This window comes from Rice orange leaf phytoplasma, from assembly GCF_001866375.1.
Classification (GTDB): domain Bacteria; phylum Bacillota_I; class Bacilli_A; order Acholeplasmatales; family Acholeplasmataceae; genus Phytoplasma; species Phytoplasma asteris.
In genome coordinates this window covers 77,775-90,814 of sequence record NZ_MIEP01000008.1, presented here as the reverse complement: position 1 = coordinate 90,814, position 13,040 = coordinate 77,775, and the positions used below count along the sequence as shown (strand labels likewise).

Genomic DNA, 13,040 nt, shown 5'->3' with positions numbered 1-13,040 from the left:
GGGGTTAAAAAATGTAAAAATGTACATACAAAATAAAAATTATTTTTTCATTTCAATATTTACTTTTTGGTTTTAAAAAAATATATATTATTATTTAATTTTTTTAGTTTTAATGATTACAATTGTTTTTATTTTTTTTAAAAAACATAAAATAAAAAAGGATCTATATTATAAAAATGAATAATGCAAAAAGAAAAAAATCATTTTATTTAAAAGTATCTAAATTATATTTATTAATTTCTTTATTATTTTTTATATTAAATATTACTTATGTTTTTGCAACAACTAATAAGGAAACACAAACATACACTTCATCCAGTAGAGCATATAAACCTCATAATGAAGGCGAAGAAAAACAATTAGACTGGGAAAATCCTAATACTTGGGATAAAGTTTATGATTCTAATAATAAACAAATTTCACAAAGATATTTTAAAGAAGGCAGCGACGAAGATAACAAACAAGTTAATTGGGATCACGATAAAACTTGGGATAAAACGTATTATGATGGCAACTTTGCAGAAGAAGTTCAAGCTGAAGAATATATATTAACTGAAAGGCATTACACATCAAATAGCAAAGAATATAAAAAAATAGTTAATTGGAATCACGATAAAACTTATTATATAGAATTAAAAATTATTAATAATAGACCTTATAAATTAAATAAAAGAAGTTATCTCAATAACAATAAAGAAATAAATTGGAAAAGCCCTAATACTTGGAATAGAACTTTAGATGATAATAGTGGACATACATTAGAACAAAGACATTTTAAAACCTCAGAAGATGATATTTATTGGGAACATAAAGAAAATTGGAATAAAGAATATCAAGATAATGAAATGACAAAACAAACATTTTTTAATTCAGATGGAAGCGAAAAGACAACCAGTTATAGTTCAAGTTCCGAAGATGATGATAGTTCTATTAATGTGTATCTTGCAGATGGCGATGCTTCTATGGATGTGAATTCTGAAGATGATGGTGGCTTTGTACCTTTGGATTCCTTTGGTAATAAGGATGATAATGTGTTAATTACATTTGTAGATGATTCTAAAAAAGAAGTTTTGGAACAAGATGAAAATAACAATATAAAAAAACAAAGACTTTATACAATAGAAGATGATAAAAAAGTAGATTGAGAAAATGATGAAACTTATGATGCCGAATATGATGAAAATAATATAAAAATATCTGAAACACATTATTTAAGAGACAGCGAAAATGAAGATGAACAAAAACCAATTGATTATAAAAAAAGTTGGTTCTTCATACCAAAATCAGCAACTACAACAATAGAAGAAACCATAGAAGAAGGAAGCCCAACTGTAACTTTAATAAAAGTTAATAATTCAATAACTAAAAAAACAAATAAAACAACTATTGTAGGTGATGAATTTCGACAATCTGAAATAACAAAAGAAAAAGATGAAACAACTGAAGTAGATAAAAAAGATGAAACAACTGAAGTAGATAACGAACCAGTAGTGCCAGCAAATACTCAATCCCCAGAAAAAGAACCACAAACAAAACTTACCCCCAAAATTGTTATGGGTGTTTTAGTAACCACTATTTTTGTTTCTTTGATTTATGTATATTTCAAAAGAGAACAACTTTTTAAAAAATAATGTTTAAAATATTTTTATTATTATAATTTTTGATATAAATAATAAATTTCATTAAAAAAATAAGGGATATATATTGTAATATATATTATAAAAATAAATAATCTAAAGAAAAATATTTATCTAAAATATTGTTTTATATTATATTTAATATTTTGTTCTTACAAATTAACTAATATTTTTGCAATAACTAAGGAAACTAAATATACTACTTCATCTCATAGATCATATAAAAAAGAAAGCACAGAAGAAAATCCGCAAATTGATTGGGAATATTCTTGGGATAAAACTTATGATGAAAATGGTAATTTAATTTCTAAAAGATGATACAAAGAAGGGAGTACAGAAGATAATAAAAATGTTAATTGGAAAAATTCAGACACTTGGGATGTAATGCCTAAAGGAGTTATCTTTGAAGGACCTCCAGGTACAGGAAAAACCTTACTTTCAAAAGCCTTAGCTGGAGAAGCAGGTATCCCTTTTTACGCCGTTGCTGGTTCTGAATTTGTCCAAATGTATGTTGGAGTTGGGGCAGCACGTGTAAGAAAACTCTTTGAAGAAACTAGAGAAGCCTCCCCATGTATTATTTTTATTGATGAAATTGATGTTTTGGGAGGCAAAAGAAGTGAAGGAGATTTTGGAGGAAACAGCGAAAAAGACCAAACCCTAAATCAATTACTTACTGAAATGGACGGTTTCCACCAAACTAAAGGAATCGTAGTAATTGCAGCTACCAATAGAATAGATATTATAGATGATGCCTTACTACGTCCAGGAAGGTTTGACCGCAAAGTAACTGTTGGCTTGCCTGATTTAGAAGCAAGAGAAGCTATCTTAAAATACATACCAAAAAGAAAAAAATAGCTACTGATGTTGATTTATTACAAATAGCTAAAAGAACTCCCGGTATGTCAGGCGCAGAACTTGCAGCTATTGTAAATGAAGCTACCATCTTAGCTACTAAAAATAAACAATTAGAAGTTAATATGAAAGATTTAGAAGAATCCATTGACAAAGTGAGTATAGGTCCTGCCAAAAAATCACGCAAAACTGAAGAAAAAGAAAAAATCATGACAGCTTATCACGAAGCAGGGCATGCCGTTATTTTAATGAAACACCCTCATTCAGAATCCAAAGTAAGAACCATTATAATTACTCCAAGAGGAGGAGCTCTAGGTTATGTGTGGCACACTTCTGATAAAGAATATTTTAGTCAAACCGAAGATAAATTAAAATATACTATAGTTTGCTCTCTAGGGGGAGCAGCAGCCGAAGAACTTTTTTTGTAAATCTAGAACAAATGGAGTTTATTCAGATCTAAAATCAGTTACTCGCATTGCTTTTGGGATGGTTGCTTATTCTGGAATGAGTCCTTTAGGATATATTAATTTTGAACATTGTTCAGAACAAACTCGTTATCAAGTAGACCAAGAAGTTAAAAAAAATAGTTGATAAATGTTATAAAACATCCAAAGAACTTTTAATAACTAATAAAACATTAGTTGAAAAAATAACCAAAGCTTTATTAGAAAAAGACACCCTCAACCAAAAAGAAGTTTATTCTTTAGATGAAAAAAATCAAACTCCAACAAAATCCAAAGCAAAAAGTAAACCAAAAATAACAACAACCAAATAAAAAATAAAAGAGTCTTTTTGGGACTCTTTTTTTGTTATATATTATATAAAAAAGGGGTATTATCAAAAATCAAAAAAACAAATTAGGATTTGCTGTAAGATCATATTTTTTAGAAGCTTTAGTAATTTGTTTCTGATAATACGCTGCAATACCTATCATAGCAGCTTGATCAGTACAATATTGCAAACTAGGAAAAATAACTTCCAAGTTAGCAAAAGATGCCATAAACTTTTGTCTTAAACCAGAATTAGAAGCAACTCCACCAGTAACAATTAATTGTTTAGCACGATATTTGGTTAAAGCTCTTTTAGTTTTTTCATATAAAACATCAATAACACTAGCTTGAAAAGAAGCGCACAAATCAGGAATGTTGATATCTTTTAGGTTTTGTTTCATCACTAAATTTACCAAAGTGCTTTTGAGTCCTGAAAAACTAAAATTCAGATTATCATTTTTTAAATAAGGGCGCACCAAATGATAAGTGTCTTTTCCTTGTTGGGCTAATTGATCAATCAAAGGTCCTCCAGGATAAGGCAGATTGAGGTTTTTAGCAATTTTATCATAAACTTCTCCTACTGCATCATCAAGAGTAGTGCCAAGAGGTTTGATTTGGAGGTGGTCCGTAAGATAAAAAAGATCGGTGTGTCCTCCAGAAACTAAAAGTACTAAGGCAGGAAAATTAATTTCATGTTCAATTTGAGCAGAATAGATATGCCCTAATAAATGATTTACTCCCAAAAGAGGCTTTTGATAAGTGTAGGCAAAAACATTAGCGGCGTTAATGCCAACTAGCAACGAACCTACCAAACCAGGTCCTTGGGTAACTGCTACTAAATCAATTTCTTGGGGGGTAAGGTTCGCTTCTTTAAGGGCTTGTTGTAATACCAAAGTCATAAATTGAATATGTTTTCTAGAAGCTATTTCAGGGACTACTCCACCAAAAATTTGATGATCTTTAATTTGGGAAAAAACTACATTAGAAAGTACTTTTTTACCATTTTGAGTAACTGCACAACTCGTTTCATCACAACTAGTTTCGATTGATAAAATATTCATATAATTTCCTTTTTACAATTTTATTTTTACATTAATAAATATAGTTTAAAATAATTAAGTTATCTAAAAATGAAACAGTTAGGTTTTTTAAAAAGAAGGTTGATACCATTGATTATTTTCAATTATTTTAACTGCATTTTGATCTAATTGGTTTTTCCATTCTAAAATAGTTTTGGTTTGTATTATTTGGTTAGGCAAAATATCTGCTAAGGGAGCAAGGACAAAAATTCTTTCTAACATATAGGGATGAGGAATAGTTAATTTAGGAGTTTTGCAAGTATGATTACCCAAAAACAAAATATCTAAATCAATAGTACGCGGTCCCCATAATTCCAGTCGTTTTCTTTTGAGTTTCATTTCTACAGATAATAAAAAATCTAAAAAAAGTAAGGGAGGTAGGAAAGTTTTGATAAGAGCAGCAGCGTTTAAAAATAAAGGTTGGTCTGTTTTTCCCCAAGGAAGAGTTTCATACAAAGGAGAAACTTTCAAAACTTCGCATTGAGGATGCAAATTAATCATTTTTAAAGCAGTTTGTAAATTATTCTTTTTAGCTCCCAGATTACTACCAAGTCCTATGGCTGCTACATTGTTATTAAGTTTCATTGTTTTATACGTTCTTTACTTGGGTATAGTTATAAAAAATAGAAAAATGTTTGCAAAATATTTGTTTTTAGAAAAATATTTGATAAGTTTGACAAGTCATAAATTCTTTTTTTAAAATGTGTTTTATTTGCGTTTTTTATGTTGCAAAAAATTAATGTTTTTCATTATTTTAAAAGGGATAATTTTAAAATATATTTAGGATAACAATATTTGTATTTTTTTCATTAAAGTATCTGCTAAAAGCAAACTATTTTTATTCATTTTGACATTATGTACTCGAAAAATCGAAGCTCCTTTAGTTCTTAACAAAAAATTAGCAGTGGCAGTAATGGCATCTAATGATTCTACTTGCAAAAAGTTTTCAGTTGGAATTATTGCTTTAAGAAATCTTTTACGTGAAAGACCTACCAATATGGGTAGTTCCATTTTAGTTAATTGCTCAAATTCTTTTATAATATCAAAGTTTTCATCAATGTTTTTTTCAAAACCAAACCCAGGGTCAATTACTATTGCCTCTGTTGCAATTTGGGCTTGTTTGGCAATTTCTAAGGAATGATTTAAAAAATAAAATTGGTCTTGCAAGGCATTAGAAAGTTTTTTGCGATTTCTGCCTGTATGCATAATACAAACACCTGCATTTAATGAGGCAATTGTTTGTGCCATTTGAGGATTTTGTTGCAAGCCACAAACATCATTGATAATATGAGCTCCTGCTTTAATGGCTAATTTAGCGGTTTGAAAATGATAAGTATCAACAGAAATAATGGCTTTAGGATGACGTAATAATTCTTTAATAACAGGCAAAATGCGTTTTTGTTCTTCTAAAGGAGTAATTGGGATTGCTCCTGGACGAGTAGATTCGCCTCCAATATCAATGATATCAGCACCTTCTTTGAGACAACGAAGAGCATGATTAACTGCTTTTTGAGTAGTAAAATGTTGGTTCCCATCTGAAAAAGAATCAGGAGTAACATTAATAATTGCCATAATTAAGGCTTTATGAGAAATTTCAATTTGGCGGTTGTGAGCCAGTTTCCATATTTTAGGGTGTTTGGAATAGAAATTAATTGTTTGATTGTTAAGTCCCATCATAAACTTGGTTACCTTTATATCTATGTTTTATAATTTTAAGAATTGGAATAAAGTTATTTTGCCCAAAGATGTTTATTATTAAAGAGGGTTGCCAAAAGACACAAAAAATGTTTTTTCATCAATTCATTTTAGAAAAAAATAATAAGGCTAGGGGGGTTATTAAAATAGATATTTTTATAACAAATTAATCTTTTTCTAAAATAAATGTGAAGGAAAAAAAAGAAAAGACCGTGCTGATACGGTCTTCGCTTATTTGAAAATTAAGTATTGAAATAAATAAGCAATTTATATAATTTAAAATTTTAAAGGAGCTTAAAATTAAAAATAGTTGTTACTTGCAAATCACAAATAATAAAAATAGCAAAACAATATTATGGTTTTTGTATGTTATATTTTATCTGTAATTTTTTTTCTTTAGCTTGGAATCCAGAAGGAAAAACTTTAGAAGCATAAATGGTAAATTGAACAATAATTTTTTTTAAATTACCGTTTTGATCAATAATAACTGGTTTATTTTTATTGTCATAAGAAACAAAACTTTGTTGAGGTTGTTCTTTGTATTTCCATAAAATCTGAACATTAAAAAAATCTTTTAATTGTTCGTTTAAATCAAGGTTTTCAAAAAAATAATTAATATCTAGTTTGCTATTTTTTCCGTTTATAAAAGTTAATTTGTCATTTTGAGTTTTTAGAGTAGCTTCTTGTTCAAAAATAACTCTATCTGTTTGTTCTGTTGTCATTAAAAAATTATGTTCTGTAGGAACTAAAAATTTTTTATTGGTGTCGTGAAGATCTGCGGGTTTAGAAACTGACAATTCTGCAGGAGCAGCAATTTTTAATCCAAAATTACTATCCTTTTTTAATTTATGCCAATCTTCTATAGCATAAGCGATGGTTGTAATAAAAAAAATTAATACTAAAACCAAAAGTATTTTGAAAAAAAGTTTTTTTCTTTGGTAAAATATAGACACTTATTTGGTTCTTTCTAACATCAAGGATATAAAAATATAATGTAACTAAAATATAGCTACAATTTTATTGTATCTTAAAATAGCCAAAAAGATAATCAAAAATATTGTTTAAGTGTTTTTTAAAGGTAGGTTTTAAAAATTTTTGGGATAAAAAGTTTTGACTGTTCTAAAACTTTAAACAAAATAAGGGATTAAAAAATAATGCATTCCATTATAAGTTAATCTGTAATTTCGTTAAGATAAAATCCAAATCCTTTATAGCCAATATGAGCTGCTACTACAGGAGAAATAGCACCATAAAGAGTAGCTTTAATTTGGGGGTTAGCTAAGTTTGTGATTTGTGCTAAAAGTTCTTTGGCATCTTTGTCATCATCTACATAAATAACTTGAATATCAAGTTTATTATTTGCAGTTTTGTGTTCTAATATTTTTTTAAGACAATAATTAAAACAGTTTTTTAAGTTTCTTACTTTTTTTTCAATTGATAACACTCCTTGTTGAAATTTTAAAATAGGATGTATTTTCAAAAGATTGCCAATTAAAAATCTAAATTTGGAGATACGTCCATTATAAGCTAATATTTTTAAATTATTAACAGTGCATAACAAAAAGCCTTTTAGTTTTTCTTCATTGATTTTATCAGTGATTGTTTGAGGGCAAACATCAGGGTTTTGAGTAAGCCAATCATTGATTCTTTGTAAGAAAAAATAAACTCCAGGACCAATATTTTGAGTATCAATAACAGTAATATTAGGATTGTTAAGCATTTTTTTAGCTAAAAGAGCACTATTATGAGTACCACTTAGTTTACTGGATAAAGTTAAACAAATAACGTGTTTATATCCTAAGTCAAATTGTTCCTTGAAAGCTTTAATAAAAAGCTCTGGATTGGGTTGGCTGGTAGTTACTTTTTGTTTGTTTTCAATAAAATTTAGTAAAGTGGTATTGTCAATGGCACCATCCATATAGCTAGTTTCTCCAACAATTAATGTTAAAGGCACTACTGAAATATCTTCAAAAAAGTTTTTGCCATAAGTATTCCCGCAAGTAGAATCAACTACAATGCCTAATTTTCGTTTATTCATTTATTTGTTTCCTTTTCGTCTTTGATTGGTATATTTGGTTTGGGGGTTGAGGTTAGTTGGGATTGTTTTATTTTATAAAATGGGGTTGTATTTTATTTATTTTGTATTTTGAAGAATTTTTATTTTAATTAATTCATAAAAATAGCTAAATATTCTTTAAGTTTTTCTTGTTCGTTAGTTTGAAACATCATCCCTTCTAAAGCAATAGAAATATTTCCTGTTTCCTCAGAGACAACAATTGTCATACTATCTGTAGTTTCGCTAATCCCTAAAGCTGCACGGTGACGCGAACCAGTTTTTTTGTCTAAGTAATCAGCTGATGAAGACAAGGTAAAATAGGCACTAGCGCACAAAATTTTATCTCCTCTAATAATAACTGCTCCATCGTGTAAAGGTGTGTTGAGAGCAAAGATGTTTAATAACAATTCTTTAGAAACATTACCATCAATTAAGATAGCTTTTTGGGCGTATTGTTCCAAAGTATTATTTTTTTCAATCGTAATTAAGGCTCCTATTTTACGAGAAGCAAGTTCTAAAGTAGCTTTAATAATTTCTTTTTGGGTATTATCTCCACCCATAAAAAAGTTTTTTCGTTTGATGTTCCAATGCTTAGACCAATTATTAAAAGCAACTCTTAAATAAGGAGCTTTGATGATGATGATACTAGTTAGAATAAAATTTAATAAACAATCATAAATGTTTTCAGAAATATCTAAACTAAGATATCTTTTAAAAATAGGTTCAACAAAGGTATCATGGTAGCTTTTCAAACAATAAACAAGGGAAAATAACAGCAAAAATAAAAATACCATATTTAAAACTTGATATTTGCGTAAGAAAAAATGAAAAACAATAAAGATACACAAAAACAAAAAAACTGTCCATAAAGGAGAAGTGCCAAACATAGAAATTCCTTTCAAAAATGATTATGATTGATAAATTGCAAAATTTGGGAGGCGAAAAAAGGGGCGATATTAGAAAGCAAAACAATCAATTTATAATTAATTTTTAGCAAGCAAAAAACCAAAGCAAACCATTTTATTTTGAAATAATAAATTTTGAAATAATAAAATAATACAATGATAAAATAACGAAATTAGTTAATACAATTTATAATAATTGTTTGTGTTTTTGAATAAAGATTTTTTTAGCCCATATCATAACTAATGAATAAATAACTACTAAAAATAACAAAAAGGAAAAAATTGTAGGTTTTTCAAAAATTGATTTATCTAAATTAAGGGCTTGACTTACAATAGGCATTAAAGGAAGGAAAGTAGTAATTACCAAACCTAAACAACAACATGCCATAATAAGAAAAGAAGGAAGGTTTTTTTGATTGTTTTTAGCAATAATTTTGTCAGTTCGCAGTAAGAAAAGGGTTAATGTTTGTGACCACATTGAAAAAATAAACCAACTAGTTTGAAATAATTGTGGACTTTGGGATAAGTTTTTTAAAATAAATTTCATTCCACTTAAAAAAGCCACATCCAATAAGAAAGAAAAAAAACCAAACCATAACATAAAACTTTTAATACTTGCAAAATCCCATTTGCGTGGTTTTTGTAAATAAATATAATCAACATTATCAAAAGGAATAGCAAAACAAATCAAATCATAGATAAGGTCTAAAAATAAAACTTGTAAAACTATCATAGGTTGAAAATTAAGACATAAACTAGCAAGCAAAATACTGAGGGAATTGGCAAAATTAGAAGATAGAGTAAATTTAATGTATTTAAGGGCGTTAGTATAGGTTTTTCTTCCTTCTACAACTCCTTGTTCTAAAACGATAAGTTGTTTTTCTAACAAAATAATATCTGCAATTTCTTTAGTAATTTCAGCACCACTATCAACACAAATACCTAAATTAGCTTGTTTCATAGCAGAAGCATCGTTAATTCCGTCACCCATAAAAGCAACGATATTGCCTTTTTGTTTAAAAACAGATACAATTCTTGCTTTTTGTTCGGGGGATAATTTAGTAAAAAGATTAGTTTTTTGAGAAGCTTCGTAAAGAGTATCATCACTTAAATTATCGATGATACTTCCTTGAAGACAATAAGTTGTTTGAATATTTAATTTTTGGGCAATAGCTTTGGTAAGAATATCGTTGTCTCCTGTAAGGATTTTAACAATAATACCTTTTTGTTGCAAAGAGGCAATAGTTTGGGTTGAACTTTCTTTAATAGGGTCTAAAAAAGTAAGCAATCCGATGAGAACCATTGATTTTTCTTCAATTTGTCCAGGAGTAAAACAGGGTTGTTGTTTGGGATTTGAGATAAGTTTTTGGGCTACTCCAACTACGCGATAACCTTTTTGATTATAAGTTATGGTTTGTTGCAGGACTATTTGTTTGCTTTGGTCACTTAAAGGAACAACTTTGCCTTCAAGTTCTACATGATCACAAATAGCAAGTATTTCTTCAATTGCTCCTTTAGTAATCATTTGTTGTTTTTGGGAAACATCTTGTATTACTACACTCATTTTTCTTCTTTTAAAATCAAAAGGAATTTCATCAATTTTGGTAAATTGCTCGGTGATTCCTTGTAAAGAAGGATGTAGAGTTTGGGCATTATTTGTTTTGGTAATAATGGCTTTATCAATTAAACTTTTAAGCCCTGTTTGAAAAAAACTATTCAGATAGGCATGACGCAAAACACGGATATCTTCGTTGCCATTAAGGTCTAAGAAATTTTCCAAAAAGATTTGGTCTTCGGTAAGGGTTCCTGTTTTGTCAGTAAATAAAATATTCATTGCTCCAAAACTAGAAATAGCATTTAGGTTTTTAACAATTACTTTGCGCTTGGATAAAGCAACAATTCCTTTAGAAAAAGAAGTAGCAACAATTAGGGGAAGCATTTTAGGAGTAAGTCCAAAGGCAATAGTAAGAGCAAAAAGAAATGATTGTAATAAAGTATTTTGAGGTTTTTTAAAGTTGAATAAAAATACTAAAGGCGCCATTAAACAAATACATATCATAAGTAATTTAGCAATGGTATTAATACTTTGATCTAAGTGTGAAAGGGATTTTTTTTTAGTAATTTCCTGGCTGATATTACCTAAATAAGTATCTTTTCCGGTGACTAAAACAATACCTGTAGCATAACCAGAAATAACAGTTGAGCCTGCTAAAACTAATTTAGGATCGTCTAAAATAGTTTCACTTTGTAAAAAAGCACACGCCATTTTTTCTACTGGTTCTGATTCACCAGTAAAAGTAGTAGTTTTTACAAAAAAATCTTTAGTTTCTAATAATTTAATATCAGCTGGAATAATATCTCCTGCCGAAAGAATAACAATATCTCCTCTTACTACTTCTTCTAAAGCGATTTCCAATTTAGAATTATTTCGTTTAACTGCAGTTGTATTTTGTACCAAAGTTTTTAATTGAGAAGTAATTTTTAAATGTTTACTTTCTTGACTAAATTGGACAATGACAGAACCCAAAAACATTAAAATAGTAGTTATAATAGTAGCATAACTTCTATTTTCTGGACTGGGAGTAAGAACATCATTAACCAAAGAAATAAGAGTTAAAATTAATAAAACAATATTAAAAGGAGTAATTGCAATTTGGAGTAATTGTTTAGTAAAAATGGTTTTGATTTCTTGGGATAAAATATTTTTACCATACAAACTTTGATGCAACATTACTTGATTTTGATCTAATCCTTGCAAAGAAGAATTAAGGGTTTGTAGAGTTTGTTCTTGGGATTTTTGACTCATAGTTTTTAAAAAATCAATTGTTTCTTGGCGTTTTAAATTTACTTTTTTCATATTAATCAATTCCTTTTTTGAGATTTTTAAAAGTTAAAAGTTAATCAAAAACGATTAAAAACTGAAACTTTAATAATTGATAATTAGGGTAAAATGTTAATATTATAATATAAAAAGCTATGTTTATTATAGACAATAAGTTTTTTTGGTAGTTTTTTGGGTGGGGGGTTGTGTTAGTTTATATATACTATTATATTTGTTTTATAATTATTATTTTATGTAATTAGTTATCTTAATTATGGATTATTAATAAATAAATTAGTTTTGGTTGTTTTTTATTATACAATGACAACTAATTAACTACTATTTTATATATTCCAAATACACAAAAAACACCCTATTAAAGGGCGTTTAGGTTATCTATTATAATATTCAACTATTAATTGTTCGTTAATATCTGGTAAAAATTCGTTTCTTTGAGGGTATCTTACATATTTACCCACTAATTCTTTATCTAAAGAAACATAATCTGCGCGAACAAACTTACTATTTACAGCTTCTTGGACAATATTTAGATTTTTAGATTTTTCTCTTAAAGTAACTGTTTGCCCTGGTTTTAAACGATAAGAAGCAATATCTACTTTTTTTCCATCTACTAAAATATGACCGTGATTAGCTAATTGTCTTGCTTGAGCTCTTGTTTTGGCAAATCCTAAACGATAAACTACATTATCAAGACGAGATTCTAATAGTACTAAAAACATTTCACCATGAATCCCTTTTAGTTTGCTTGCATTATCAAAAATTTTGCGAAATTGCTTTTCTGATACGCCGTAAGTAAAACGTAATTTTTGTTTTTCTTGCAATTGAAGCCCATAATCACTTAATTTAACTTTTTTTTGACCGTGTTGTCCTGGACCATAAGCTCTTTTGCGTAATTCTTTTCCAGTTTCTGAAACCGAATAATTAAGGCGTCTTGAAACTTTCCAAAGTGAACCTGTATAGCGTGACATTTGTAAACTCTCCTTTTTTAAGGTAAGTTTGTATAACCAAATAATTAATAATCGCCTGCTTTCTTTTCTTTCTTAAACAGCAAAGAATTACTTAGAAAAGCCTCTAAAAGGCAAGGGATTAGTTTAATTATTTTAGCTACATCTATTTTACCATCACTAATATTTTATAAAAAAAAGATGAAATAGTCAAGTGTTTTAGTGATTTTCTTTTAATTTTAGTTAATTTGGAAGATGTT

At 28.2% G+C, this 13,040-nt stretch carries 12 protein-coding genes; 4 read left to right on the top strand and 8 right to left on the bottom strand.

Going from position 1 to position 13,040, the window contains the following annotated elements:
• Window positions 1–176 precede the first annotated feature (176 nt).
• From BHE82_RS02875 to BHE82_RS03430, 4 genes are all read left to right on the top strand, one after another.
• Complete coding sequence (locus BHE82_RS02875; protein ID WP_071345730.1) at window positions 177–1,145, top strand: hypothetical protein; 969 nt, start codon at window positions 177–179, stop codon at window positions 1,143–1,145.
• A 345-nt stretch (window positions 1,146–1,490) separates the two neighbouring features.
• The gene (locus tag BHE82_RS03270) at window positions 1,491–1,631 is read left to right on the top strand and encodes a hypothetical protein (protein ID WP_180365503.1); all 141 of its coding nucleotides are present in this window, start codon (window positions 1,491–1,493) and stop codon (window positions 1,629–1,631) included.
• 390 nt (window positions 1,632–2,021) lie between these two features.
• The gene (locus tag BHE82_RS03435; RefSeq protein WP_084024654.1) at window positions 2,022–2,492 is read left to right on the top strand and encodes an AAA family ATPase; all 471 of its coding nucleotides are present in this window, start codon (window positions 2,022–2,024) and stop codon (window positions 2,490–2,492) included.
• Between the two features lie 44 nt (window positions 2,493–2,536).
• On the top strand, window positions 2,537–2,917 hold the full coding sequence (locus tag BHE82_RS03430) for a hypothetical protein (protein WP_084024653.1): 381 nt from the start codon (window positions 2,537–2,539) through the stop codon (window positions 2,915–2,917).
• A 416-nt stretch (window positions 2,918–3,333) separates the two neighbouring features.
• On the opposite strand, the gene tsaD is transcribed toward BHE82_RS03430, so the two are convergent.
• From tsaD to rpsD, 8 genes are all read right to left on the bottom strand, one after another.
• Window positions 3,334–4,320: a tRNA (adenosine(37)-N6)-threonylcarbamoyltransferase complex transferase subunit TsaD gene (gene tsaD / locus BHE82_RS02865; protein WP_071345729.1), complete on the bottom strand. Its 987-nt coding sequence runs from the start codon at window positions 4,318–4,320 to the stop codon at window positions 3,334–3,336.
• A gap of 87 nt (window positions 4,321–4,407) precedes the next feature.
• Entirely contained in the window at window positions 4,408–4,923 is a 516-nt protein-coding gene (folK, locus tag BHE82_RS02860) for a 2-amino-4-hydroxy-6-hydroxymethyldihydropteridine diphosphokinase (protein WP_071345728.1), read from the bottom strand.
• Between the two features lie 195 nt (window positions 4,924–5,118).
• Window positions 5,119–6,015 (bottom strand): dihydropteroate synthase, encoded by an 897-nt coding sequence (gene folP / locus BHE82_RS02855; protein ID WP_071345727.1) that lies wholly within the window; start codon window positions 6,013–6,015, stop codon window positions 5,119–5,121.
• A 371-nt stretch (window positions 6,016–6,386) separates the two neighbouring features.
• Window positions 6,387–6,986, bottom strand: a complete 600-nt coding sequence (locus tag BHE82_RS02850; RefSeq protein WP_071345726.1) for a hypothetical protein — start codon at window positions 6,984–6,986, stop codon at window positions 6,387–6,389.
• A 218-nt stretch (window positions 6,987–7,204) separates the two neighbouring features.
• Window positions 7,205–8,071, bottom strand: coding sequence for a DegV family protein (locus BHE82_RS02845; protein WP_071345725.1), 867 nt, complete (start codon window positions 8,069–8,071; stop codon window positions 7,205–7,207).
• A gap of 128 nt (window positions 8,072–8,199) precedes the next feature.
• Window positions 8,200–8,991 (bottom strand): diadenylate cyclase, encoded by a 792-nt coding sequence (locus BHE82_RS02840; protein ID WP_071345724.1) that lies wholly within the window; start codon window positions 8,989–8,991, stop codon window positions 8,200–8,202.
• A gap of 190 nt (window positions 8,992–9,181) precedes the next feature.
• Window positions 9,182–11,851, bottom strand: coding sequence for a magnesium-translocating P-type ATPase (gene mgtA / locus BHE82_RS02835; RefSeq protein ID WP_071345723.1), 2,670 nt, complete (start codon window positions 11,849–11,851; stop codon window positions 9,182–9,184).
• Between the two features lie 356 nt (window positions 11,852–12,207).
• Window positions 12,208–12,804, bottom strand: a complete 597-nt coding sequence (gene rpsD, locus BHE82_RS02830; protein ID WP_071345722.1) for a 30S ribosomal protein S4 — start codon at window positions 12,802–12,804, stop codon at window positions 12,208–12,210.
• Window positions 12,805–13,040 lie beyond the last annotated feature (236 nt).

Excerpts from the sequence above, each read along its gene's own strand:
- folK (WP_071345728.1), bottom strand. The coding sequence starts at position 4,923 with ATGAAACTTAATAACAATGTAGCAGCCATAGGACTTGGTAGTAATCTG.
- mgtA (WP_071345723.1), bottom strand. The coding sequence starts at position 11,851 with ATGAAAAAAGTAAATTTAAAACGCCAAGAAACAATTGATTTTTTAAAA.
- rpsD (WP_071345722.1), bottom strand. The coding sequence starts at position 12,804 with ATGTCACGCTATACAGGTTCACTTTGGAAAGTTTCAAGACGCCTTAAT.
- BHE82_RS03430 (WP_084024653.1), top strand. The coding sequence starts at position 2,537 with ATGTCAGGCGCAGAACTTGCAGCTATTGTAAATGAAGCTACCATCTTA.
- BHE82_RS02875 (WP_071345730.1), top strand. The coding sequence starts at position 177 with ATGAATAATGCAAAAAGAAAAAAATCATTTTATTTAAAAGTATCTAAA.
- BHE82_RS02845 (WP_071345725.1), bottom strand. The coding sequence starts at position 8,071 with ATGAATAAACGAAAATTAGGCATTGTAGTTGATTCTACTTGCGGGAAT.
- tsaD (WP_071345729.1), bottom strand. The coding sequence starts at position 4,320 with ATGAATATTTTATCAATCGAAACTAGTTGTGATGAAACGAGTTGTGCA.
- folP (WP_071345727.1), bottom strand. The coding sequence starts at position 6,015 with ATGATGGGACTTAACAATCAAACAATTAATTTCTATTCCAAACACCCT.
- BHE82_RS03435 (WP_084024654.1), top strand. The coding sequence starts at position 2,022 with ATGCCTAAAGGAGTTATCTTTGAAGGACCTCCAGGTACAGGAAAAACC.